This window comes from Heyndrickxia vini, assembly GCF_016772275.1.
GTDB classification, from domain to species: Bacteria; Bacillota; Bacilli; order Bacillales; family Bacillaceae_C; genus Heyndrickxia; species Heyndrickxia vini.
Window position 1 is genome coordinate 1,369,694 of the sequence record NZ_CP065425.1, and the last position, 25,445, is coordinate 1,395,138.

Consider the following 25,445-nt stretch of genomic DNA (forward strand, 5'->3'; position numbering starts at 1 on the left):
TGCAGTTTTTCTATGTCTAAATATTCGTTTGAATTAAAATTAAGGGCAGTATTAGATTATTTAGAGGGCAAAGATTCCTTTCAAATAGTCGCTAGCCGTTTTAATGTCAGCCTGCCTCCTTTAAAGAATTGGGTGGCACATTATAGAAAAAATGGTGAAGCTGGTTTAATTTCCAACTATACAAATTATGATATTCAATTTAAAATGGACGTACTAAATTATATGAGTGAATTTGGAGCGTCCTTAACACAAGCTGCGGCTGTTTATAATATTTCTTCCCCTTCTACGATTCTTCAATGGCAGAGGCAGGTTGAAAGATTAGGTGTGGACGCTCTATTACCAAAGAAAAAGGGGCGTCCATCCATGAAAAAGGAAATTAAGAAATCAGTTCCTGTAGAGGGTTCATATGAAGCATTACAAGCTGAAAATGAGCGTTTACGCATGGAGATTGCCTATTTAAAAAAGTTACGAGCCTTAATTCAAGAAAAAGAAAAATCACCGAACAAGACAAAGCGCAAATAATATATGAGTTAAGGCACGAATTTAAGGTGATTGAGTTAGTAAAGATCGCTGGAATTCCACGTAGCACTTATTATTATTGGGTAAAACAAATGGATCGACCGGATAAATATAAGGAAATGAAGGAGTTAATTAAGCAGATTTTTGAAGAACATCAGGGACGTTATGGTTACCGTCGAATTACATTAGAATTACGTAATAAAGGGTATACAATTAATCATAAAACGGTCCGCCGTTTAATGATTGAGCTGGGTTTAAAGTGTCTCGTACGAATGAAAAATATCGGTCATACCGAGGACAAGTGGGCAAAACTGCACCTAATATATTAGAACGAGATTTCCATGCATCTAAACCTAACGAAAAGTGGGTGACGGATGTGACAGAATTCCACCTACATGGGGAAAAGCTATATTTGTCGCCAATTATGGATTTATATAATGGTGAGATTATAGCTTATAATATAGAACATCGCCCTGTATTCTCACTTGTTTCAAAAATGTTGGACGAAGCCTTTGACCGATTAAATGAGGAAGACACTCCTATCCTCCATTCTGACCAAGGATGGCATTATCAGATGAATCAGTATCGATCTGCATTAAAAGAACGAGGAATCATTCAGAGTATGTCCCGTAAAGGGAACTGCTTGGATAACGCAGTCATGGAGAACTTCTTTGGCTTATTAAAGTCTGAATTGCTTTATCTAAAAGAATTTGAGAGTATGGAACATTTTAAAGTAGAGTTAGTGAATTACATTCACTACTATAACCACAAACGGATTAAGGCAAAATTAAAAGGCATGAGTCCGGTTCAATACCGAACTCATGCCCCAGTAGCTGCCTAAATCCCGTGTCTAACTTTTGGGGTTCAGATCATTATCTTTAATATATATGGTTTATTTAGTTTTTAATAGAAGCTTTTCCTTGTTCAAGGGATCCATACAAACGGATCTATTATTAATAGGCGCCGGGGCTGCAACTGCTATTCCACTTCTCTTTTTTGCTAAAGGGGCACAAAGAATCCCCTTATATTTACTTGGATTCTTACAATATATTGCCCCTTCATTTATGCTGATACTCGGCGTATTTGTTTACAAAGAGCATTTTAGTATGGTCCATATGATTGCGTTTATCTGTATATGGGTTGCAGCTATTATCATTTCAGTCGGTCATTCAAAATGGTTTATTAGTATGACAAATCGGTTAAAAAAGAATAACAGTTTTAGTGCATGAAAATGGACACAAAAAGCAAAGTAATCATTAATTAGATTGTATTGTGTTCCAGCCTTTTACAAAAAGATCCTTTTAACTTTCTCCCAAAATGAGTTGTCTTTTAATTTTACCGTTTTGATTAATTTATCACTTAGTTGGATGTCGATTTTTTCAACGTGGCGAATACTTAGTGCTTCATTGTCCATGCCCATTGTCGGATAAGCATTGCCTGTTTGTACAACTTTCAAGGACAATTTTCTTTTGCCGCTAAGGATAAAAGAGGAACCTAATGTTCTGTATTGATTATTGTTTAGCGATGCAAGCTCACTCACTTGAAGACATGGCAACAATGGATCTACTATTGCTCCGTTTACTGATTTATTATAAGCGGTGCTTCCAGTTGGTGTAGCAATTAGCATCCCATCTCCTCTAAATGTTTCGAATGGAAGGTCATCTATGAATACATCCATAACAAATGTTTTAATAATCCCGGAGCGAATGCTAAATTCATTGAGACAATAAAATGAACCTTGTTGATTTATATTTACTTGAATAACAGGATATTTTCTTACTTCTATTTTGTCCAATTTCATCGCATCAATCATTTCGGCCACATCATCAATATGAAAATCACAATACATTCCTAGGCGATCTTTCGTAGACACGCCTAGATAAAGACAATCTTGCCTAAATCCTGACTTTCTAACTGCCTGCAAAAAGGTGCCATCACTTCCGACACTAATAATAATGTTTGCATCTTCCGCATGATCCACAAGGGTAAAATCATACTTTTTTGCTGAATCTATTAAAGGGGTTAATTTTTGTTCGATTTCTTGTTGATTATTGTAATAAAAGTAAATATTCTTTCTTTCAGCCATGAAATATCACCTTTCTCTTAGTGAATTTTTAATTCAAACTTTCATTTGTGTGCAAGATAAGTTTACCATTATTACGAAACTTTTTAAAAAAGGAATCCGTACTACAAAAGAGTATAAATACCGAAGTTTTCTCATCTATACATATCTTATTATGTCCATACTAATAAATAGAGAGAAAGAAGGATGATGTGAATTATGAATAAAAAACGGTGGGGAGCACTTGCCATTGCTGTACTGCTTTTTGGAGTATCAATTATTGTGAATTTTGCTAGTCTTGCATTTACAACAGATTTCTCGAAGTTTTTTGAGGAGACTTTCACTACATCCAATGAAAACTTTTCGGAAGAAATAATGGAAGACGGTGATGAATTTGAAAAAATTGCCATTCTAGAAGTTGATGGGGTCATTCAAGATACCGGCAGTAGCAACTCTTTGCTCAATAGCGGTTCTTACAATCATCAAGATTTTATGAAGCAGTTAAATCATGTAAAAGAAGATAATGATGTGAAAGCAATGATTTTGCGAGTGAATTCTCCAGGCGGCGGTGTCGTAGAATCAGCAGAAATTCACGATAAAATAATCGACATTCAACAAAAAGCAAAAAAACCTGTGTATGTATCAATGGGTGCAACTGCCGCTTCCGGTGGTTATTATATTTCTACTCCTGCGGATAAAATCTTCGCGAGCAAAGAAACGATGACAGGCTCACTTGGTGTGATTATGCAAGGAGTCAATTATTCAGAATTAGCAAAAGACTTCGGGGTAGACTTTGTAACGATAAAAAGTGGACCTTACAAAGATATAATGAGTCCCTCTCGAAAAATGACAAATGAAGAGAAAAAGATTATTCAAACGATGGTAAATAACTCATATGAAGGTTTTGTTCAAGTCATTGCACAAGGCAGACATATGTCAGAAAATACGGTAAGAAAAATAGCTGATGGGCGCGTTTACGATGGAAGGCAGGCAAAAGAATTACATTTGATTGATGGTTTCGGTTACTTAGAAGATGTGATTGATCATGTACGAAGTGATTATCATTTGAAAAATGCACAAGTTGTTCGGTATAAAAATGATGGGGGCTTAGGTTCTCTCTTCTCAATGGCTGCCCAAAAAATGATGGGAAAAGAAGCTGACGTAACGGGTTTAATGAAAATGTTGTCACAGCCTAATGCACCACGATTAATGTATATCTACTCGGAATAAGGGGGGAGCACTGATGACTGTAGAACAAGATTCAGCAAATAAACAAAACGAAATGCCGGTAATCAATGAAACCATAAATGTAAGTCAGAAATTCTCTTTTGCAGGATTTTGGATGAGATTTTGGGCATATCTTCTAGATATTGTTGTAATAGCTAGTATAAGTCGATTAATTATAAAGCCTGTTTTTCGAATTATAGATATCCCTTTAACTGATTCAGGATTGTTTACACCCTATTCAATTGTCACAGCCTTAGTATTTTATTTATACTTCATAATAATGACTAAATTTTTGAGTGCCACGATTGGAAAAATGGTGTTTGGATTAAAAGTGATTTCACTAAAAGAAAAGAAACTTACATGGAGTACAATCATTTTCCGTGAAGGTATCGGACGGTATATTTCAGTTTTTATAAAAATATTATATGTTCTCGTTGCTTTTACTCCGTATAAACAAGGTATCCATGATATTTTTGCCGATACATCCGTCATACATGAGAGAACAGTAAAACAATTTCAATCAAAACCGGCATGAAATGAAAAATGTTATCAAACAGCGATATATAAACCCGTATTACAGTATTTAGTAATACGGGTTTATTTTTTTTCTATTATGGCGAGAATGTAAGGCTGAAAGGTTGTGAAGAAATGATCGTAGCCTCTATTATCATAGGTATTTTACTTCTATTTTTACTTATTATTTGGTTTACAACACTCACTATCTTCATAGATTATTCACATAGAATGGACGATGACCATTTAAGGGTTCATTTCATTATTTGGAAGTTTATTCGCTATAAATTGAAAATACCGACAATCAAAGTTGAAAAAGATGAGCCGACTATTACATATGAAAAGAAAACGAATACTGGGACACATACACACTCTGAAATTACTACTAAAGAAATAACTGAGCGAATATCAGATTTTAAGGAGTTACTAGAACATATTTTTGGATTAAAAATTATTATAAGAAAATTTTTAAAAAAAGTCAGAATCACTCAATTGGAGTGGCATTCTACCATCGGCTTAAAAGACGCAGCATTAACGGGAAAACTGACTGGAACAGCAATGGCACTAAAATCAATCATTATCGCTTTCATTAGCAAGAAAATGAACTTGATGCAATTTCCTAGTTACTCCGTTACACCATCTTTTCAAATTCCGATCTCAGAAACTGCACTGAAATGTATGATTAAAATAAGAATCGGGAATGCTATTGTAGCAGGATTAAAAATAGTAAAGTTTTGGAGAGGCGGTAAAGGGTCTTTCAAAACAAAGCCATTAACGATGATTTCTAAAGAAGATTCTAATGAATCTTTGTAAGAGATAGGAGGATTACTATGGGTGAACATCCAATTGAAGGATTAATGACAGCAGCAATGGAAAACTTAAAGGAAATGATTGATGTAAATACAATCATTGGTGATCCCGTTGAAACACCAGATGGTAGTGTCATCTTAACTGTATCAAAAGTGGGATTCGGGTTTGCCGCAGGTGGAAGTCAATTTAATGGCCCTAAAAAGTCAAGTTCGGAAGGACAAGGACAAAACGGTCAACAAGGTGGTAAATCGGATTTACCATTTGGAGGCGGAAGTGGTGGTGGAGTTTCGATTACCCCTATTGCTTTTTTAATCGTTAACTCTCAAGGAGTAAAAATGCTTCATCTTGATGAGAGTACACATTTACTTGAAAAAATATTGGATATTGCCCCAAGTGTTGTGGATAAAATTCAAGGTATGATAAAGAAAAATAATCAAAATACCGATTCAAATGGATGGAAAAACCACCAACCAACGAACCAAAAACAAGATTTTGATTTTTAAAACTCGCCAATGGCGAGTTTTTAATTGGTAAAATAGATAAAATTTCAGTATGATTATCATAAATACATAAAAGGAGGAATTCAAACGATGACAAATGTTACATTTAAAGGAAATCCAGTAACTGTGCTTGGAAATGAAGTGAAAGTGGGAGATACTGCTCCGAATTTCACCGTGTTGGCTAATGATTTATCAGAGGTAACACTTAACGATACAAAAGGGAAAGTTCGTTTAATTAGTGTTGTACCATCGATTGATACTGGTGTATGTGATGCACAGACACGTCGTTTTAATGAAGAAGCATCAAAATTAAACAATGTTGAAGTGTTAACAATTTCTTGTGATCTGCCATTTGCCCAAAGCAGATGGTGTGCTGCAAGCGGTTTGGAAAATGTTAAAACGTTATCTGACCATCGCGATCTTTCATTTGGAGAAGCATACGGTGTAATTATGAAAGAATTACGATTACTTGCTCGTTCAGTGTTTGTAGTCGATAGTAATGATAAAGTAGTTTATGTTGAATACGTAGGCGAAGGCACGAATCATCCTGATTATGAAAAAGCAATCGAAGCAGCTAAACAAGCGAAGTAAATTAAAAAATGTAAGGAATCAGTGTCCCCGATACGAATCGGGGATTTTATGTTGGGAGGAAAAGACTTATGAATACTACTCCAATGGAAACGATCTTCAATGTTTTAAATGAAACAGCTCTAATATTGCAAGAGGAACTCTCCTGCACTTATTTGGAGGCACTTGCCGAAACTGGAGAAAATTTATTTCATGGGGATATTGTGCAAGAAGAAGTAAGTGAATTAAATAAAAAAAGACTAAAGAAAAAATACGAAGAAATTAAACTTCCTTCATTTACCCAAGAACAAATCCGGAAAGCATTCCAATTAGCCATTTTAAAAGGGATGAAAGACAATGTTCAGCCAAATCATCAAATGACGCCTGATACGATTGGGTTAGTGATAAGTTATTTAATTAAGAGATTTACAGAGCGGTATAAAACGTTTTCTATACTTGATCCAGCAGTTGGTACGGGAAATTTGTTAACGACAATAATGAATCAATTAGAGGATAAAGCAACCACCGCTTATGGAGTAGATATTGATGATATTCTAATTAAACTGGCATACATCGGAGCAAATCTGCAAAGTCAGCCTGTTCAATTGTATAATCAAGATTCATTAGAACATTTATTTATCGATCCTGTAGATGTGGTTGTAAGTGATCTACCGGTTGGGTACTATCCAAATGATATGGGTGCTTCAAAATATGAGCTGAAATCAGAGAAAGGTCATTCCTATGCCCATCATCTATTTATCGAGCAAAGCATAAATTATACGAAGCCAGGAGGATATTTATTTTTTCTAATTCCAAATGGACTATTTGAATCAGAAGAAGCACCGAAATTACATAAATTTTTATCGGAGCAAGCACATATCCAAGGTGTGATTCAACTTCCGCTTTCCATCTTTAAAAATCCAAATGCTGCAAAAAGCATCTTGATTCTTCAAAAGAAGGATGATTCCGTACAAGGACCGAAACAAGTACTTATTGCTAATCTACCAACATTATCAAACCAAAATGCAATGGAGTCAATGCTCGCAAAACTTGATAAGTGGTTTCGGGAAAATAAAGAATGATGAAAACTAATAACCGGTATTTGATATGCCGGTTACTTTTATTTGTTCGAAATCGTTCGAATAAACTTTCTTCTTTCGTGTAAACGATTACTCCCTTCTTTATGCTTGAAAATATCTATTTTGACTATTAAAATGAGAAGTCGTTAATAGTTATAGATTGAAATGCATAACCTAAGTAATGATATATTTCATAAAATCAGTAGTGTAAGATAGATGACTTTCTGAATAAACTGTCTAGCTGCAGCGCCTAGCCCCTCGAGGGAAAGTTCTAATGCCAACTTTCCTAGGTCAAATGTTCTTCGGCAATAAAAGTCAAAGAGCGGACTTTTTTTGCCGAAGAACATTTGCTTGTCGGGGCTGAGCAAGGCGCTTTTAGCTTTTCTAATAGAAAGGAAAGGTAGTAATGTCAAAAATTATCGCAATTAATGCAGGTAGTTCCTCACTTAAATTTCAATTATTCGAAATGCCTGAAGAACGTGTAATATCAAAAGGACTTATTGAAAGAATTGGATTGGCAAATTCAATTTTTACTATATCGGTAAATGATGAAAAATATAAAGAAGTTATGGATATTCCTAATCACGAGGTAGCAGTCAAACTTCTTTTAGAAAAGTTAACCGAATTAAAAATCATTGAATCATTAAATGAAATAGAAGGTATTGGTCACCGTGTTGTACATGGAGGCGAAATTTTTAATGATTCCGTTCTTATCACGGAAGAGGTAGTGGAACAACTAATTAAACTTTCAGATTTAGCTCCACTTCATAACCCAGCAAATATTATTGGAATTCAGGCCTGTCATGCGGCATTACCTAATGTTCCGGCAGTAGCTGTTTTTGATACTGCTTTCCATCAAACAATGCCTGAAAGTTCATTTTTATATAGCTTGCCATATGATTATTATAAAAAATATGGCATTCGCAAATATGGTTTTCATGGAACCTCTCATAAATATGTTTCTCACCGTGCGGCTGAAATGCTCGGTCGACCAATTGAACAACTTCGATTAATCTCTTGCCATTTAGGAAATGGTGCAAGTATTGCAGCAATTGAGGGAGGCAAGTCAATTGATACCTCAATGGGATTCACACCTTTAGCAGGTGTAGCGATGGGCACTCGGTCAGGAAACATTGATCCTGCCTTAATCCCGTTTATTATGGACAAAACAGGTAAAACGGCTGATGAAGTGTTAGATGTACTAAATAAAAAATCGGGTATGCTTGGTGTTTCCGGCTTTTCCAGTGACCTTCGAGACATTGAACAAGAAGCGGCGCAAGGAAATAATCGGGCCGAATTAGCTTTGGAAGTGTTTGCGAATCGAATTCATAAATATATTGGTTCCTATTCTGCAAGAATGTCTGGAGTAGACGCGATTATTTTTACAGCTGGTATTGGTGAAAATAGTGATCTTGTTCGTGCGAAAGTTCTTCACGGTCTCGAATTTATGGGAGTATATTGGGATCCAGCATTAAATAAAATTCGTGGCAAAGAAGCCTTTATTAATTATCCACACTCACCAGTTAAGGTAATGGTCATTCCTACTGATGAAGAAGTGATGATTGCAAGAGATGTTGTACGCTTAATAAAGTAAATAGTAGAAAGGCAAATCAAATCTATTTGGTTTGCTTTTTTTTTCGTTGAAATAAATATAAGAATATCCGTGTTTGTTTATAAAAGCGTTTAGAATTCACTTATGCTATACTGATGGATAATAATTCCTTATAAAGAGGTGGAAGTGATGGCGTGGACGAAAAGAGATCAAATAATCGGGGATCAATTGCAGGAATGGATTCAAACATTGAATCAGGATAATTCTAATGATTTTAAAGATACATATGTTAAATGGTTGGAACATGGATATTCACTTATACCTGATAAGATAAAAACACCTTTTTTTGAAAAACTGGACACATGGTTATTTCATCTTCATTCACTTATTCAAAGTATGCAAATTCAAGAAGATACTAGAAATCGAATTTTAAGTACCGCAAGAGTTTTTGATGATAAAGTTCAAACGATTTCAGATATGAGAAATTTAACAATAGATCAACTCTCATATATTGCTGATCAACATTCGGCACGTCATCGATTGTATTCCTTCATACAAGGAGGTGTTACAGGAACAGGAAAATCTATGATCCTAAGTACTGATTTTCTTGTTATGATAATTTTAAATATGCGAGCGGTTCAAATTATTGCTGTGTCTTATGGCTATGACATTAAAACTCCATTTGAAATGATGACATCTTTAAAGGTTTTTCATGCAGCATCACTCCCGAAACGGTTAAAGGGAAAAGCGTGGGAATTATTATTGAATGACTTGGAGGAACAACAATACTTTTATGAAGGGATTGACCAAGTAACCTCTTATCAGTGGCTGGAAGAGCCGTTTAAGCAAGTGGCTAAAGCATATTTGATTTCACTGTTTCAAAAGGAAAAGGATTCAAAATTGTCGTTGATTCCTTTAGCAATTGGAGCTGGAGCTAATTATCAATTTTCTAGGAAAGTAACTGATTTTGCCGATAAATATTATAAATTTCGCTATTTATATGATAAGGGATGGGAGTTATGAGTATAGGTACACATAAACAAGCTTCTTCAAATAATATTCATTGTGGAATAATTACTGTAAGTGACACTAGAACAACAGAAACAGATAGAAGTGGTCATCTAATGGTGGACTTATTAAAGTTTCATGGTCATTCAATCAAAATGTATCAAATAGTAAGGGATGACCAACAGTTAATAAAGGAGGCGATTGAGAAAATTACTGATGTCGAAGGGATACAAGCGATTTTAATTAATGGAGGAACTGGAATTGCAGCAAGGGATGTAACCATTGAATCAGTTTCGTCACTTTTTGATAAAGAGGTAACGGGATTTGGTGAACTTTTTCGGTATTTAAGCTTTACGGAAGATATCGGTTCAGCAGCGATGTTATCCCGTGCTACTGCAGGAATTTACAAGAATAAAATTATTTTTGTAACACCTGGTTCGACGGGTGCGGTGCGCTTAGCAATGGAAAAACTTATTTTACCAGAATTAGGTCATATCATCTACGAAATTGAGAAAGACATAAAATAATTCATCCCTGCTTCCTATAATACCAATTTATGGTTCGTATATCTAAAAAGAGATTTCGAACAATAGTAAATATAGGAAGGGGGCACCATTTTGAAAAAACAAGATCGTGAAAAAGAAATTACTTATGATGAGCAAGGCATCAATCAAACAACCAATCAAATTATGGGAGCGTATGCAAGCGGTGTGGTTGATCAACCAGATGGACAATTTCACATTTATGATCAAGATGAGGAAGCATAAAAAAGGAATCAGCATATGCTGATTCCTTAAATTATTTCACAATTTGCAATGATTTTGGATAGGCAGTTAATATTTCTACTCCGTCTTTTGTCACAAACACATCATCTTCTATACGAACCCCTGCTACGTTTGGTACATAAATTCCAGGCTCAATTGTAAAAACCATTCCTTCTTGAATAAGTAGTTCATTTGTATTAGTTATTGAAGGATATTCATGTACTCCAATGCCTAATCCATGTCCTAGTCGGTGTGGAAAATAATCTCCATATCCCGCATCAGAAATAATATTTCTTGCAATTATATCTAATTCCTTTGCTGTTATTCCGGGTTTAACGGCTTTAATTGCTTCCTCTTCTGCTTTTAAAACAATATTATATATTTTTTCTTGATCATCATTTGTATGATCATATGCAACCGTACGGGTAATATCGGAGCAGTATCCTTCATAAACGACCCCCAAATCAAAAAGGACTAAATCGCCTTTTTTAATTTTGGTTAAACCAGGGTTCCCATGTGGTGAAGCGGCATTACTACCAGTGAGAACCATTGTCGAAAAGGACATCTCAGAAATCCCTTTTTTCTTTAATTCGTACTCAATTGCTGCAATAATATCTAGTTCGGTTTTTCCTTCTTTTATTTCGTTTACACCAACTTGCACAGCATAATCCGCGAATTCAGCAGCTTTTTTTAGTATTTCTTTTTCCTTTTCGTCTTTAATTAAACGCAATTGACGAAGCTTAGCTTCAGCTGCAACAAATTTCGCACCATTAAAATGTTGGAGTAATAATTCATATCTTTCAATATTCATATGTTCTTTTTCTACCGCGATTGTGTGAATCGCATTTGTCCGTTTTTTAACTTGTTTTTCAAGTACTTCCCAAGGATTGTCAGTATCTGAACATCCGATGATTTCGTATTCCCAACCTGACGCTTTCGCATCATTTACATCAAGTGATGGGCAAATCATAAATGGTTCCTGATTTGGAAAAGCTGCAATGCCAAGTAATCGTTCATGAGGATCACTTAGAAAACCACTGAAATAAAAAACATTTTCAGGGGCAGTAACAAATGCAAAATCAATCGTTTCTTGTTGTAACCAGCTAGTTAATTCTTGTAGTCTTTTGTTCATATTTTTCATCTCCTCACCTGAGTATATATTAAGAATATCAGATTATACACATCGTTTCTATTTTTCACTATGCCCATCATATAAAAATTCAACTTTTAAACAGATTACTTAAAGGGTATTTTGATATTAGATAGAGGAGTTTTGAAATTTATATTGAATATGGAAATAGACAATTTTTTTAAGGAGAGGGATCGTAATGAAAGTATCTTATCATGGTCATTCTATTATAAAAGTAGAAACAAATGGGAAAACGATTCTGTTTGATCCGTTTATTAACGGAAATTCTCAAACTGATTTAAAAGTGGAGGAAGAGAAGCCTGATTATATTATTTTAACTCACGGCCATAACGATCATGTAGGTGATACCGTACAAATTGCAAAACAGAGCGGAGCGTTAGTTATTGCTAATAATGAAATTGCCAATTATTTAAGCTGGCAAGGTTTAAACACCCATCCAATGCATATTGGGGGATCTTTTGAATTTGAATTTGGTAAGGTGAAGCTAACTCCTGCATTCCATGGCTCAGCAATAGTTACAGAAAATCAAGAGTTAATTTATTTAGGAATGCCAACAGGTGTGTTATTAATGGTTGAAGGAAAAACGATTTATCACGCAGGTGATACAGGTTTATTTTCCGATATGAAATTAATTGGTGAGCTTCACCCAATCGATCTAGCGTTTTTACCAATTGGTGATAACTTTACGATGGGACCCGAAGATGCTGCAATTGCTGCAAAATTTTTAAATGCCAAAACCGTTGTACCGATTCACTACAATACCTTTCCTGTAATTAAGAAAGAACCAAATCAATTCATCGATTTGCTCGAGAAGAAAAATGGCAAGATAATGAGTGCTGGTGAATTTATTGAATTATAACAAAAAAAGATACATCTGTTTTTTCACAGATGTATCTTTTTTGTGTTGGACTTCGGTATTAGAGCATACAATAATACAAGCTTAAATACTGGAGGGAGTCCAATGAAAAATAGATATTTACTTTGTATTTTGCTAACAGCGTTAATGCTCTATTACGCTTTACCGAATTTAGCTTTTTCAATTCAGGATGAGGCAGGTATATTTTCCATTGCTTGGCTTGGTCTAGCATTGCTTGTTTTTGCTGGTAATCTTACGGCATGGCTTTATGCACCGAAAAAACAGCGAGCAAATAAAAATGCAGTTAAACCTTTACAAAAACGTATGAAATCACATTAATTAAGGAAGATTCGTTAACAATTGAATTGTCAGGCTTCTCACCTTATAATAAATCTAACGAAGTAGTCGCGAAAAGGGTGAGGAGCTTGGCAACTAAACATGAACAAATACTAGAATACATTGATCACCTCCCAATTGGAGAGAAAATTTCGGTAAGACAAATTGCCAAGGCTTTAAATGTGAGTGAAGGAACGGCATATAGAGCAATAAAGGATGCTGAAAATAAAGGCTATGTTAGTACAATTGAACGAGTAGGCACAATAAGGATTGAAAGTAAGAAAAAGAATAATATTGAAAAGCTCACCTTTGCTGAGATTGTAAATATCATTGATGGACAGGTGCTTGGAGGGAAAAAAGGGTTACACAAAACATTAACTAAATTTGTTATCGGTGCCATGAAACTAGAAGCGATGATGAAATATACAGGTGCAGGAAATCTATTAATTGTTGGTAACCGAACGAAAGCACATGAGCTGGCGTTAAGAGCAGGTGCAGCAGTATTAATTACAGGCGGTTTCGACACGGAGGACGATGTGAAAAAGCTGGCGGATGAATTAGAGTTGCCCATTTTGACTACCAGTTATGATACATTCACAGTCGCAACGATGATTAATCGAGCGATTTATGATCAATTAATAAAAAAAGAAATCATTTTAGTAGAAGATATTTTTACCCCAATAGACCAAACAGCTTATTTAATGATTAATGATCAAATAAGTACATGGTATGAAAAAAATAGAATCACTTCCCATAGTCGTTTTCCAGTTGTTGATCAAGGGATGAAGGTCGTTGGAATGGTCACTTCAAAAGACATTATGGAATTTGACCATAACCTTGCGATTGAAAAAGTAATGACAAAAAATCCGATATCTGTAGGTTTAAAGACAAGCGTTACCTCCGCTGCGCATATGATGATTTGGGAGGGGATAGAAGTATTGCCGGTTGTTGATGATTATCATCGCTTATTTGGGATAATCAGCAGGCAGGATGTTTTGAAGGCACTGCAAGTGAGTCAACGTCAGCCTCAAGTTGGTGAAACGATTGATGATATCATTACTACCCAAATAGAGACAGCTGCTGAAACTGCGGATAAAGAAAGTTATTTTTTTGAGGTTTCCCCACAAATGACGAATCCGCTTGGAACAATATCATATGGCGTTTTTACCACTCTAGTATATGAAGCGGCAACTCGAAAATTAAAGAAGCAGAAAAAAGGCGATATTGTTATTGAAAATATGACGATTTATTTTATCAAACCCGTTCAAATTGAAAGCACAATCGAAGTTGTCCCTACGATTCTCGAAGCAGGTCGAAAGTTCGGGAAAATAGATGTAGAAGTGTTTAATAAAGGTCTGCTCGTCGGAAAAGCATTATTAATGTGTCAATTAATAGATAAATAAGAAAAGCGAAAGCGCCTTGTTCAGCCCCGACAAGCAAATGTTCTTTGGCAAAAAAAGTCCGCCTTTTGACTTTTATTGCCGAAGGTTATTTGACCTCGAGGGGCTAGGCGCTGCAGCTGGACAGCAAAAAAAGCCATTCAATGGCTTTTTTATCAACTAATTTTTCATTTCTTCCAATTCTTTCATAACATACGGCCGATAAAATCGAAGTGATTTCATCCCGGCCCAAACACTAAAGAAGCCTAGGATAATAAAAATTGCACCGATAATATAGGTAATGGTTGATGGATGAAGAAATAATTGATTAATACCGAATAAACCAACGAAAAGACCTAATGAAATCCCTGATTTTCCGGATAAATATTTTCGTTCCATTGGAAGATGGCTTCTTACAAATTTTATTTTATAGAATACATAGAATGACAATGATAATATAATGAAAAACACTACTATAGGCAAAATGTTCCCTCCAAATATAATATTCAACATTGTTTACATTGTAACGAGTTTTATAGGAAAAAGCTACAAAGGAATATGACAAATTAAAGAAGGTGTCAACTTATGAAGGATAAAATACTAGAAACAATAAAACAATATGAGACGATTATTGTTCATCGACATGTTCGCCCAGACCCAGATGCATATGGATCACAAGGGGGATTAGTAGAAATTTTGCGCACATCTTTTCCGAATAAAAAAGTGTATGCTGTTGGTAAGCCCGATCCTTCACTTGAATTTTTAAAAGAACTTGATGTGATCTCAGATGAAACCTTTCATGGAGCACTCGTTATTGTTTGCGATACCGCAAATGAGGAAAGAATATGTGATCGTCGCTATTCTTTAGGGGATAAGCTAATTAAAATTGATCATCATCCAAATGAAGATGCTTACGGTGATCTCCTTTGGGTGGACACAACGGCATCATCAGTAAGTGAGATGATTTACGAATTTTATTTATTTGGTGCCGATAAAGGACTAAAAATGAATGATGAAGCAGCTCGGTTGATTTATGGTGGGATTGTTGGGGATACAGGTAGATTTTTATATCCTAGTACGACACAAAAAACATTCGATTATGCCGGGGAGTTAATCAAATATTCGTTCGATCGAAATGAATTATACGACAAAATGTATGAGCTAGATTCAAAAGTGATTCATTTGCAAGGATGTATTTTGCAAAACTTTCAAATGTTTGAAGATGGTGCAGCGATAGTTAAGCTGAGTACGGATATTCTTAAACAATTTCGCGTTATCCCTTCTGAAGCTTCCTTGTTGGTAAGTTCCTTAGGTAATGTTCGCGGAATGAAAGCATGGTGCTTCTTTATTGAGGAAGAAGATCAAATTCGAGTTCGATTACGCTCGAAAGGACCGGTCATCAACCAAATTGCAAAAAAATACAACGGCGGGGGCCATCCGTTGGCGGCTGGTGCCTCTATTTATTCTTGGGATGAAGCCGAACATGTAATAAACGATTTAAAGGCTGTTTGCAAAGACTAGAGTTTATGCTCTAGTCTTTAATTCAGCCTTAATTCGAGTTCGATACTAATTGTTGTATAAAAAATTATTGATTTTATGATATATCTATACGGACGGTTATTAAATTTCACCGTCTTATTTTCAATTGTTTTTATAATTAAATCTTTATTTTTAACTGTACTGTTAAGGTCATTTGCAATTAATGATTTCAAATCTTCCTTCACTTTATTCTCCTCTTCGAGTTTACTTTGTAAATCAATATTATATTTTTCGTAGTCTTTTATTTTTACTTGAACATTTTGAATGGTTAATAGATCAGCATTTTTTCGATTCAACTCTTTATATTCATCTTGCCAAATTTTTATATCTTGTTCTAAATTATTGATTGTTTCTTGTTGGAACTTTATTTTTTTTGCGTGTTTTTCTTGCGTAACACCAAACATAAATAAAAAGACAAGCCAACTAATACAACCGCCAATGACGATGCCAGCAATGAATCGTTGCCAAGCCGGACGACGATATAATGGTGGAATTCTCATTGGACTTCCTCCTGAGTTAACCATAGTATAATAAGCGCGGCTGTATTGGCTCCCCCCATTGCAGATAAAATTAATAAAAATTGTTTAAATAAATCTTTAATTTCTCCATTCAAAAAACCTTTTTCAAAACTGTATACCGTATCGAATGTTCCGCCAATAGCTGCAATAATCGCCCATATTCTTAACGTTTTTGAAATTTTTGCAATCGCTGTTAATACCTGTTCTCCAGTTATAAATGTGGCCAATCCAGCTCCAATTAAAGACCCTCCGATCATGACGCCAAAAGCAATAAAAAAACTATTAAAAAATGCAGGGAAGAATGCTTCATCCATGGAAATCACTCCAAACTGTATAACCATTTGCTATTAATATATATGGGACAACTTAAGATGATATGTAATGTAATCCGAAAAAATAAAAGTTAATATGGGAACATATTTTCTTTTTTCCTATGGAGGTCTTATAATATGAATAAAGATTTCAATTGAAAGGTGGGAGGAGATTGTCATTTGTCCATTTACAAGTAACAACCGCATATAGCTTATTATCTAGCACCATCTCAATTCAAAAACTAGTTGAAAAAGCTAAAGAGCTTCAATATCAAACATTGGCCATTACCGATCGGAATGTGCTGTACGGAGTGGTTCCGTTTTATAAAGAATGTATAAAAAATCAGATAAAGCCTATTATCGGATTAACAATAGATGTTATCAGTGAAATGGATAAAGAAACGTCCTATCCACTCGTCCTATTAGCTAAAAATACAACGGGATACAATAATTTATTAAAGCTTTCAAGTACGATCCAAACAAAATCACCAAATGGTATTCCGTTAAAATGGTTAAAAGGATACCATGAAGGCTTGTTTGGCTTTACACCTGGGATAACTGGTGAAATTGAACAGTATTTACTGCGGGGAGAATTCGAAAAGGCGGAAAAAGTGGCATCTATTTTCCAAAGTATTTTTGAAAAGGATTCATTCTATCTTTCTTTGCAAAATCATCAACTTGCTGATGAAAAAATAATAAGAGAAAAATTCGTTCAACTTTCAAAAAAATGTAATATAAAACTTATCGTTACGAATGATGTGCAATATTTGGAAAAAAGTGATAGCTTTAGCCACGAATGTTTACTTGCTATCAATGAAAATAAGAAACTTAGTGATGATGATCGAAAAACACTTCCATCCGAAGAGTACGATTTGAAAGATAAAAAGAGCATGGTGGAAGCTTTCTCTGAATATATCGACGCATTAGAAAATACAGTACTTGTAGCAAATTCGTGTCAATTACAAATTGAAATGGGGAGAAAACTTCTACCGAAATTTCCCTTGCCTATTGGGGAAACCTCTGACAAAGTTTTAAAGGAATACTGTGAAAAAGGGTTGCGGGAAAGATTTGATCATCCGGAACAGATTTATTGGGAACGTTTATCTTATGAATTATCAATAATTAATCAAATGAAATTTAGTGATTATTTCCTTATAGTTTCGGATTTTATGAAATTTGCACGAACCCAAGGAATATTAACTGGACCTGGTCGAGGTTCAGCAGCGGGCTCTCTTGTCGCCTATGTATTAAAAATTACGAATGTCGACCCAATTGAACATGAATTGCTTTTTGAACGATTTTTAAATCCAGAGAGAATAACGATGCCTGATATTGATATTGATTTTCCGGATCATCGTCGGGATGAAGTCATTCAATATGTTACTGAAAAATACGGACAGTTACATGTAGCACAAATTATTACGTTTGGAACATTTGCCGCAAAAGCTGCGGCAAGAGATGTTGCTAGGGTATTTGGCTTTAATTCAAAGGAATTAGAGCAATTGTCAAGGATGATTCCAAGTAAACTAGGTATAACATTAAAACAAGCATTTAAGGAATCAAAGAAGCTTCAGGAATTTGTTGATGAATCTGAAATACATCAAAAACTTTTTCAGACAGCATTAAAAATTGAAGGAATTCCACGACATGTTTCAACACACGCGGCGGGTGTCGTCATTAGTGAGGAACCGCTAGTTAACCTTATCCCCATCCAGGATGGACATACAGGCAGTTATTTAACACAATATCCAATGGACATCTTGGAAGAAATAGGCCTATTAAAAATGGATTTTCTAGGTCTTCGAAATTTATCGTTAATTGAACGTATAGTGACGAGTATTCAAAAAGGTACGGGAACAAAAATAAATATTGATCAAATTCCTTTAGATGATGAAAAAACCTATCAGTTGTTAAGTGAAGGAAACACTACCGGTGTATTCCAATTAGAATCAGAAGGTATGCGCAGTGTACTAAAAAGGTTAAAACCGACAGATTTTGAGGATATTGTTGCAGTAAATGCACTTTACCGTCCCGGTCCAATGGAAAATATTCCACAATACATTGATCGAAAACATGGGAAAGAAGTGATCAAACATCCACATCAAGATTTAGAATCAATTCTAAAGAAAACCTATGGCGTTATCATTTACCAGGAACAAATTATGCAAATTGCCTCACGAATGGCTGGGTTTTCGTTAGGTGAAGCGGATTTACTTCGAAGGGCTGTTAGTAAAAAGAAAAAGGATGTATTAGATCAGGAAAGGATTCATTTTGTTAATGGAGCGACTGAAAATGGATATAGCGAGAAAACGGCCAATGAAATATATGATTTAATTGTTCGATTTGCTAATTATGGATTTAACCGAAGCCATGCTGTTGCTTATAGCTTTATCGCCTACCAACTCGCATATTTAAAAGCTCACTTCCCATTATATTTTATGGCTTCTTTACTAACTTCTGCTGTTGGAAATGCGGATAAGATTGCACAATATATACGAGAAGCGAATCAGATGAACATTCAAGTGCTTCCGCCATCTATTAATAAAAGTCATTACTTTTTTAAGGTCGAAAAAAACGCCATTCTCTTTAGCTTAGCAGCGATAAAAGGATTAGGTGGTGTAGCATTAAAAGATATTTTAAATGCAAGAGCATCCAAGTCTTTTAGTGATCTATTCGATTTTTGCATTCGAACGTCACATCTGTCTATTAATCGGAAAACGATTGAAAATCTAGTGTTTTCAGGAGCGTTTGATGAGTTTCAGGTTGATCGTGCAACACTTTTGGCAAGTATTGACGTAGCATTGCAACATGCTGAACTTGTCAATCCTAGCGATAATATGGAAGATTTATTCTCTGATGATGAATTTTTTCAAATTAAACCAAAGTATGTGGAAGTGGAACCAATCAGTATTATTGATAAACTTTCTTTCGAAAAACAAGTACTCGGACTGTATTTATCAGACCATCCTATTCGTCCATTTCAAAAATTAATTAACGATTATACGAATGACACGATACTTTCCATTTCTAATAATCAAAAACACGTGAAACTAGGGGTTTACTTGAATGAAGTAAAAACTATCCGTACAAAAAAAGGGGAGCAAATGTGTTTCGTTAAAATCAGTGATTCTAGTGGTGAAATGGAGGGGGTATTATTTCCGAAAAGTTATCGACAATACAGTGGGTTATGTAGACAAGGGCAAGTAACATTACTAGAGGGAACCGTCGAAGTTAGAAATGATTCGAAACAATTAATTATACAAAAAATGACCGATATGAAAGATATAGAAGAAGCGAATAAGAAACTCTATCTTCGTATACCGTATTTGTTCCAGTCCCATGAAAGTTTAATTCGCATAAAGGAAATTATTCAATCACATCATGGAGGTATCCCTGTTATTTTATTTTATGAACATACCCAAACAACGATTCAACTTCCTAGAGTAAATTGGGTCCAACCTTCCGAGCAATGTATAGACGAGTTAATCCGATTATTAGGTGAGCAAAATGTAATTTTACAATAGGAATCTATTTTTTTACGAATGATTTCTTAAGTTCTGAAAAACAACTTTAATATTGTTTTTCACTAAAAAGGGAAATATGTTATATTATTTAATAGACCAATGTGGTCAGACCACCTAAATGTATATCGTTTGTAGTAAAAAGGAGTGGAAACTTTGACTTTACGAGAAGAAGCACTACATATGCATCGTATAAATAAAGGAAAACTAGAATCTAAATCAAAAGTTGCTGTAAGAAATGCAAAAGATTTAAGTTTAGCATACTCACCAGGAGTAGCTGAACCATGTAAAATGATATATGACAAACCTGAAACTGTATATGAATATACGATGAAAGGTAATATGGTTGCAGTTGTAACTGATGGAACGGCTGTACTAGGCTTAGGGAACATTGGACCGGAGGCAGCATTACCTGTTATGGAAGGAAAAGCTGTACTATTTAAAAGTTTCGCTGGTGTTGATGCATTTCCTATCTGTTTGAATACAACGGATGTAGATAAAATTGTTGAAACGGTCAAATTAATGGAGCCTACATTCGGTGGAGTAAACCTAGAAGATATTGCTGCACCAAATTGTTTTGCAGTTGAAGAAAGACTAAAAAAGGAAGCAAACATTCCTGTTTTTCACGATGATCAGCATGGAACGGCAATTGTAACTGTTGCCGGTCTTGTTAATGCATTAAAACTTGTCGGTAAAAAAATGTCTGAAATAAAGGTAGTTGCTAGTGGTGCCGGTGCAGCTGGAATTGCCATTATCCGTCTCCTTTATCATTATGGTGTGCGAGATATTATTATGTGTGATTCAAAAGGGGCTATTTTTGAAGGTAGAACGAATGGAATGAATGGTATTAAGTCTGAAGTGGCAAAATACACAAATCGTGAGCGTAAAGAAGGCACACTTGCTGATGTCATTGAAGGCGCTGATGTATTTATCGGTGTTTCTGTTGCAGGTGCATTATCAAAAGAAATGGTAGAATCTATGAAAACTGATTCCATTATTTTTGCCATGGCAAATCCGGATCCGGAAATTATGCCAGATGATGCAAAACTAGCAGGTGCAAAAGTGATTGGAACAGGTCGTTCTGATTTTCCTAATCAAGTAAATAATGTTCTTGCTTTTCCTGGAATTTTCAGAGGAGCATTAGATGTTCGCGCAACACATATTAATGAGGAAATGAAAATAGCGGCTGTTGAAGCAATTGCCGAATTAATTGATGAAACTGAATTAAACGCGGATTATGTTATCCCACGTCCTTTCGATCCTCGTGTTGCCCCAGCGGTAGCTGCAGCTGTCGCAAAGGCAGCAATGGAAACAGGTGTTGCTAGAATAAAAGTGGACCCTGAAGAAGTTAGAGAAAGAACAAAGAGGCTTGCTATTATTGGAAAAGGTGAGTGATTTGTTCGGTGAACAAAAATATAAGCCAAACGAAGGTATATCTTGAAATTGTCGACCAAATTCGTCAAATGATTTATGAAGATGGATTAGTTTCAGGTGATAAGCTACCTTCAGAGCGTGAACTCTCAGAGCGTCTTAAAGTTGGACGCTCTTCAGTAAGAGAAGGTTTAAGAGCATTAGAGTTACTAGGCTTAATCGAAACTCGCAGGGGAGAAGGGACTTTTCTCCGCGATTTTACGGACCACCATTTAGTCGAGTTATTAAGTACATTTATATTACAAGATGATAAAGTAAAAAACGACGTAAAAATAACGAAAGAACTGATTGAAAAGGATGCAATAAGATTAATAATCAATAAATTAGATCGTCAATCAATAGAGTTAATAAAATATAAATTAGAACAAGGCGAACTTATATTAGAAGATGATTTTTTTCTGGAAATTGTTCAACTTTCAAACATTCATCTTCTATTTAAAATTTGGTTATTATTAAAAGAATATGCATCACAATTAAATGGTTCTCGTGAAATTAAAAATATAAAACCATATTTACAATTACTACATACAATAGTAGAGGAAGATTTGCCTTTATCATTGCAATTTTACGATGACTTAAAAAATATGTCGAAGTAAAAACGACAAACTTTAGCAATATTTTTGTGCACCTTCAATTATATTGGACAAGAAGAACTAAAAAATATTCTAAGCTATTTTGTGGTATCAGCCTTTTAAAGGAGGATTTACTTTTGCTGAAAGACTTTTTCACTAAACCAAAGAAAAGAAAGTATGCTACAATACCATCGGAAGCTGCTAAGCACGATGTACCTGAAGGCATTATGTCAAAATGCCCAAACTGTCGTAAAATCCTATATACGAAAGAACTTCAAAAAAATCTAAAAGTGTGTAATCATTGCGGGTTTCATCATCAAATGAACGCATTCGAACGAGTGGAAAGTTTTATTGATGAAGGATCTTTCCAAGAACTTGATCGTCAGTTATTTTCGGAGAATCCCCTGAATTTCCCTGATTATCTTGAGAAATTAAAAAAAGACCAACAAAAAACTGGTATGAATGAAGCAGTTTTAACTGGTAGTGGAAAAGTAAACGAACATAAAGTCGTTATTGCTATCATGGATTCAACTTTCCGAATGGGAAGTATGGGATCTGTTGTTGGAGAAAAAATTACTAGAGCAATTGAGGAAGCAGATCGACTTCGCGTACCGTTTATAATTTTCACAGCTTCAGGTGGAGCAAGAATGCAAGAAGCCGTTCTATCTTTAATGCAGATGGCGAAAACAAGTGCTGCATTAAAACGTTTTAGTGATAATGGAGGTCTCATCATCTCTATAATGACTCATCCAACTACTGGCGGTGTTTCAGCCAGCTTTGCTTCTTTAGGTGATTATAATTTTGCGGAGCCTGGGGCATTAATAGGCTTTGCCGGAAGAAGAATCATTGAGCAAACAGTTCGAGAAGAACTACCGGAAGATTTTCAGACTGCTGAATTTTTGTTAAAGCATGGTCAACTGGATGCCGTTATTAATCGATTAGACTTAAAGGAAACAATTACGACAGTACTAGAAATTCATGAGCAAGTAGGTGAATTGCCATGGTAAATGAGCTGGAATTTGAAAAACCATTAAGTGAGCTTCAGAAAAAAATCGCTGAGCTAAGAGAGTTTACAAAAAACTCTGATGTAGATTTATCAGATGAGATTGAAAAGCTCGAGACGAGATTAAAAAAATTAGAAGTAGATATATACGAAAATATGCAACCATGGGATCGAGTGCAAATAGCTAGACATCCTAGTAGACCAACAACATTAGACTATATCCCTTATCTTTTTACTGATTTTATTGAGTTGCATGGGGATCGCTATTTTGGCGATGACGAAGCGATTGTTGGCGGTATTGCTAAGTATAAAGGTCTGCCAGTTACGATTATTGGACAGCAACGGGGAAAAGATACGAAAGAAAACATTAGACGTAATTTTGGGATGCCCCATCCCGAAGGTTATCGTAAGGCACTTCGTTTAATGAAACAAGCGGATAAATTTAATCGTCCAATTATTAGTTTCATTGATACAAAAGGTGCTTTTCCCGGAAAAGCTGCTGAAGAAAGAGGAATTTCAGAATCAATTGCTCGAAACTTATTTGAAATGGCTGGCCTCAATGTACCTGTAATTTGTATAGTTATTGGTGAAGGAGCAAGTGGAGGGGCACTTGGTATAGGTGTAGGAAATCATATACATGTCTTAGAGAATTCTTGGTTTTCTGTCATCGCTCCAGAGTCAGCTGCGACAATTTTGTGGAAAGATTCGTCCCAAGCTAAACGAGCAGCAGATATTATGAAAATTACCGCTCCTGATTTAAAAAAATTAGGTGTTATAGAAGAGGTAATTCCAGAAGTAAAAGGTGGCGCTCATAAAGATGTGGCTACCCAAGCCGAGTCTATCGACCGTGTGTTGGAAAAATCACTAAAAGAATTAGTTGGTTTATCAGCTGAAGAACTTATAGAGCAACGTTATAATAAATATCGAGCTATAGGTGAGTTTACTGAGTTAAAGGATGACGCGGGAATTTCTAAATCTGATATTAATAATTGAGTATTGACGAGCAATCGGACGAATCCGATTGCTTAGTTGTTTTTCCTTTCCTTTTGAACATTTATTGTTTGTGGACTTACTTATAAAATGATATTTTAGAAATATTAACTAGTACTCTTGACGATAATATTGTTGTAATTATCATTTTAGATTTTTAGCGAGTACGATTTTACATATAAGAAATTTTGAGGTGACTATAATGAAACGTATTGGTGTTTTAACTAGTGGTGGCGATGCGCCAGGAATGAACGCTGCCATTCGTGCGATTGTTCGTAAAGGAATTTTTCACGGACTGGAAGTGTATGGCGTTTATAACGGCTATAGCGGCCTGATTAATGGGAAAATAGAAAAACTTGAGGTTGGATCAGTTGGTGATATTATTCATCGTGGCGGGACAATGCTCCACTCAGCCCGATGCCTGGAATTTAAGACACAGGAAGGGCAGCAAAAAGGTATTGAGCAAATGAAAAAATTCGGGATTGAGGGTTTAGTTGTTATTGGTGGAGATGGCTCTTATCAAGGCGCAAAGGCTTTAACAGAACATGGCTTTCCGTGTGTAGGGGTTCCTGGAACCATTGATAATGATATCCCAGGTACTGATTTTACAATTGGTTTTGATACAGCGTTAAATACGGTGTTAGATGCAATTGATAAAATTCGTGATACTGCTTCATCACACGAGAGAACATTTATAATTGAGGTAATGGGCAGGGATGCAGGAGATATCGCGCTTTGGTCCGGTTTAGCGGGTGGTGCTGAAACAATTCTGATTCCTGAAGACAATTATGACATGAATGAAATTGCTGAACGTTTACGAAAAGGGCATGATCGTGGAAAAAAACATAGTATTATCGTAGTTGCTGAAGGTGTGAAAAGCGGAAGTGATTTTGCAAAGGAATTAGAGGAAGCAACTAATTTTGATACGAGGGTTTCCGTATTAGGACATATTCAACGCGGCGGATCTCCTACTGCTAGCGATAGAGTTTTAGCAAGTAGACTTGGAGCTAAAGCTGTGGAATTATTATTAGAGGGTAAAGGTGGAAGAGCTGTAGGAATCGAAAATAATGAGCTTGTCGACTATGATATCCTTGAAATTTTAGGAAAACCGCATAAAGTTGCCCTTGATATATATCGTTTATCAAAGGAATTATCAATTTAAGTTTAAGACAATGTTAAAGCAAATTATTGACTGCAGCATAAATCAACAGTCAAGTTTAAAAAAGGGAGTAAATAAT

26 protein-coding genes and 1 pseudogene are annotated in these 25,445 nt (G+C 35.3%); 22 read left to right on the forward strand and 5 right to left on the reverse strand.

The features are described 5' to 3' along the window. Positions 1 to 12 precede the first annotated feature (12 nt). Both I5776_RS06810 and I5776_RS06815 read left to right on the forward strand, forming a co-directional pair. A pseudogene (locus tag I5776_RS06810) lies at positions 13 to 1,360 on the forward strand (IS3 family transposase). Between the two features lie 46 nt (positions 1,361 to 1,406). Continuing rightward, positions 1,407 to 1,748 (forward strand): EamA family transporter, encoded by a 342-nt coding sequence (locus tag I5776_RS06815; protein ID WP_202779661.1) that lies wholly within the window; start codon positions 1,407 to 1,409, stop codon positions 1,746 to 1,748. 56 nt (positions 1,749 to 1,804) lie between these two features. Here I5776_RS06815 and I5776_RS06820 read toward each other — a convergent pair whose 3' ends face one another. After that, positions 1,805 to 2,605: an NAD kinase gene (locus I5776_RS06820; RefSeq protein ID WP_202779663.1), complete on the reverse strand. Its 801-nt coding sequence runs from the start codon at positions 2,603 to 2,605 to the stop codon at positions 1,805 to 1,807. Between the two features lie 195 nt (positions 2,606 to 2,800). On the opposite strand from I5776_RS06820, the gene sppA reads away from it, so the two are divergent. From sppA to I5776_RS06870, 10 genes are all read left to right on the forward strand, one after another. Then, positions 2,801 to 3,811 (forward strand): signal peptide peptidase SppA, encoded by a 1,011-nt coding sequence (gene sppA, locus I5776_RS06825; RefSeq protein WP_202779664.1) that lies wholly within the window; start codon positions 2,801 to 2,803, stop codon positions 3,809 to 3,811. A 13-nt stretch (positions 3,812 to 3,824) separates the two neighbouring features. Then, positions 3,825 to 4,343 (forward strand): RDD family protein, encoded by a 519-nt coding sequence (locus I5776_RS06830; RefSeq protein WP_202779665.1) that lies wholly within the window; start codon positions 3,825 to 3,827, stop codon positions 4,341 to 4,343. Positions 4,344 to 4,456: 113 nt separating this feature from the next. Further along, positions 4,457 to 5,134, forward strand: a complete 678-nt coding sequence (locus tag I5776_RS06835; RefSeq protein WP_202779666.1) for a DUF2953 domain-containing protein — start codon at positions 4,457 to 4,459, stop codon at positions 5,132 to 5,134. Between the two features lie 17 nt (positions 5,135 to 5,151). Beyond that, positions 5,152 to 5,634: a GerW family sporulation protein gene (gene ytfJ / locus I5776_RS06840; protein WP_202779669.1), complete on the forward strand. Its 483-nt coding sequence runs from the start codon at positions 5,152 to 5,154 to the stop codon at positions 5,632 to 5,634. 87 nt (positions 5,635 to 5,721) lie between these two features. Further along, on the forward strand, positions 5,722 to 6,222 hold the full coding sequence (gene tpx / locus I5776_RS06845) for a thiol peroxidase (RefSeq protein WP_202779671.1): 501 nt from the start codon (positions 5,722 to 5,724) through the stop codon (positions 6,220 to 6,222). Positions 6,223 to 6,290: 68 nt separating this feature from the next. Then, entirely contained in the window at positions 6,291 to 7,280 is a 990-nt protein-coding gene (locus I5776_RS06850; protein WP_202779673.1) for a class I SAM-dependent methyltransferase, read from the forward strand. Positions 7,281 to 7,683: 403 nt separating this feature from the next. Then, positions 7,684 to 8,871, forward strand: a complete 1,188-nt coding sequence (locus tag I5776_RS06855) for an acetate kinase (RefSeq protein ID WP_202779675.1) — start codon at positions 7,684 to 7,686, stop codon at positions 8,869 to 8,871. Positions 8,872 to 9,018: 147 nt separating this feature from the next. After that, complete coding sequence (locus I5776_RS06860; RefSeq protein ID WP_202779677.1) at positions 9,019 to 9,852, forward strand: EcsC family protein; 834 nt, start codon at positions 9,019 to 9,021, stop codon at positions 9,850 to 9,852. Continuing rightward, entirely contained in the window at positions 9,849 to 10,364 is a 516-nt protein-coding gene (locus I5776_RS06865) for a MogA/MoaB family molybdenum cofactor biosynthesis protein (protein ID WP_202779679.1), read from the forward strand. The genes I5776_RS06860 and I5776_RS06865 overlap by 4 nt, the downstream gene beginning before the upstream one ends. 90 nt (positions 10,365 to 10,454) lie before the next feature. Further along, positions 10,455 to 10,604 (forward strand): hypothetical protein, encoded by a 150-nt coding sequence (locus I5776_RS06870; protein ID WP_202779680.1) that lies wholly within the window; start codon positions 10,455 to 10,457, stop codon positions 10,602 to 10,604. Between the two features lie 31 nt (positions 10,605 to 10,635). On the opposite strand, the gene I5776_RS06875 is transcribed toward I5776_RS06870, so the two are convergent. After that, on the reverse strand, positions 10,636 to 11,733 hold the full coding sequence (locus tag I5776_RS06875; protein WP_202779681.1) for a M24 family metallopeptidase: 1,098 nt from the start codon (positions 11,731 to 11,733) through the stop codon (positions 10,636 to 10,638). Between the two features lie 196 nt (positions 11,734 to 11,929). On the opposite strand from I5776_RS06875, the gene I5776_RS06880 reads away from it, so the two are divergent. The 3 genes from I5776_RS06880 (at position 11,930) to I5776_RS06890 (ending at position 14,346) form a co-directional block, all read left to right on the forward strand. After that, positions 11,930 to 12,610 (forward strand): metal-dependent hydrolase, encoded by a 681-nt coding sequence (locus I5776_RS06880; RefSeq protein ID WP_202779682.1) that lies wholly within the window; start codon positions 11,930 to 11,932, stop codon positions 12,608 to 12,610. A 102-nt stretch (positions 12,611 to 12,712) separates the two neighbouring features. Next, complete coding sequence (locus tag I5776_RS06885) at positions 12,713 to 12,946, forward strand: hypothetical protein (protein WP_202779683.1); 234 nt, start codon at positions 12,713 to 12,715, stop codon at positions 12,944 to 12,946. 86 nt (positions 12,947 to 13,032) lie between these two features. After that, the gene (locus I5776_RS06890; RefSeq protein ID WP_202779684.1) at positions 13,033 to 14,346 is read left to right on the forward strand and encodes a CBS domain-containing protein; all 1,314 of its coding nucleotides are present in this window, start codon (positions 13,033 to 13,035) and stop codon (positions 14,344 to 14,346) included. Positions 14,347 to 14,502: 156 nt separating this feature from the next. Here I5776_RS06890 and I5776_RS06895 read toward each other — a convergent pair whose 3' ends face one another. Further along, positions 14,503 to 14,805 (reverse strand): YtpI family protein, encoded by a 303-nt coding sequence (locus tag I5776_RS06895; protein ID WP_202779686.1) that lies wholly within the window; start codon positions 14,803 to 14,805, stop codon positions 14,503 to 14,505. Between the two features lie 102 nt (positions 14,806 to 14,907). Between I5776_RS06895 and I5776_RS06900 the strand changes: the two genes are divergently transcribed. Further along, complete coding sequence (locus I5776_RS06900; protein ID WP_202779687.1) at positions 14,908 to 15,843, forward strand: DHH family phosphoesterase; 936 nt, start codon at positions 14,908 to 14,910, stop codon at positions 15,841 to 15,843. 17 nt (positions 15,844 to 15,860) lie between these two features. On the opposite strand, the gene ytrI is transcribed toward I5776_RS06900, so the two are convergent. Both ytrI and ytrH read right to left on the reverse strand, forming a co-directional pair. Next, positions 15,861 to 16,361, reverse strand: a complete 501-nt coding sequence (ytrI, locus tag I5776_RS06905; protein ID WP_202779688.1) for a sporulation membrane protein YtrI — start codon at positions 16,359 to 16,361, stop codon at positions 15,861 to 15,863. Next, a complete protein-coding gene (ytrH, locus tag I5776_RS06910; RefSeq protein WP_202779689.1) occupies positions 16,358 to 16,693 on the reverse strand; it encodes a sporulation membrane protein YtrH in 336 nt (111 codons plus the stop codon). Before ytrH ends, ytrI begins: the two co-directional genes overlap by 4 nt. Positions 16,694 to 16,863: 170 nt before the next feature. Between ytrH and dnaE the strand changes: the two genes are divergently transcribed. The 6 genes from dnaE to pfkA all read left to right on the forward strand — a co-directional run bounded on the left by dnaE (position 16,864) and on the right by pfkA (position 25,369). Continuing rightward, on the forward strand, positions 16,864 to 20,214 hold the full coding sequence (gene dnaE / locus I5776_RS06915; protein ID WP_202779690.1) for a DNA polymerase III subunit alpha: 3,351 nt from the start codon (positions 16,864 to 16,866) through the stop codon (positions 20,212 to 20,214). Between the two features lie 153 nt (positions 20,215 to 20,367). Further along, positions 20,368 to 21,606, forward strand: a complete 1,239-nt coding sequence (ystJ, locus tag I5776_RS06920) for an NADP-dependent malic enzyme (protein WP_202779691.1) — start codon at positions 20,368 to 20,370, stop codon at positions 21,604 to 21,606. An 8-nt stretch (positions 21,607 to 21,614) separates the two neighbouring features. Continuing rightward, positions 21,615 to 22,238 carry a FadR/GntR family transcriptional regulator gene (locus I5776_RS06925; RefSeq protein WP_202779692.1) on the forward strand — a complete coding sequence of 208 codons (624 nt, stop codon included), beginning with the start codon at positions 21,615 to 21,617 and terminating at the stop codon, positions 22,236 to 22,238. Between the two features lie 113 nt (positions 22,239 to 22,351). Then, on the forward strand, positions 22,352 to 23,221 hold the full coding sequence (gene accD / locus I5776_RS06930; protein WP_202779693.1) for an acetyl-CoA carboxylase, carboxyltransferase subunit beta: 870 nt from the start codon (positions 22,352 to 22,354) through the stop codon (positions 23,219 to 23,221). Continuing rightward, positions 23,215 to 24,210, forward strand: coding sequence for an acetyl-CoA carboxylase carboxyl transferase subunit alpha (accA, locus tag I5776_RS06935; RefSeq protein ID WP_202779694.1), 996 nt, complete (start codon positions 23,215 to 23,217; stop codon positions 24,208 to 24,210). The genes accD and accA overlap by 7 nt, the downstream gene beginning before the upstream one ends. 199 nt (positions 24,211 to 24,409) lie before the next feature. Then, positions 24,410 to 25,369 carry a 6-phosphofructokinase gene (gene pfkA, locus I5776_RS06940; RefSeq protein WP_202779696.1) on the forward strand — a complete coding sequence of 320 codons (960 nt, stop codon included), beginning with the start codon at positions 24,410 to 24,412 and terminating at the stop codon, positions 25,367 to 25,369. The last annotated feature ends 76 nt before the right edge of the window (positions 25,370 to 25,445 follow it).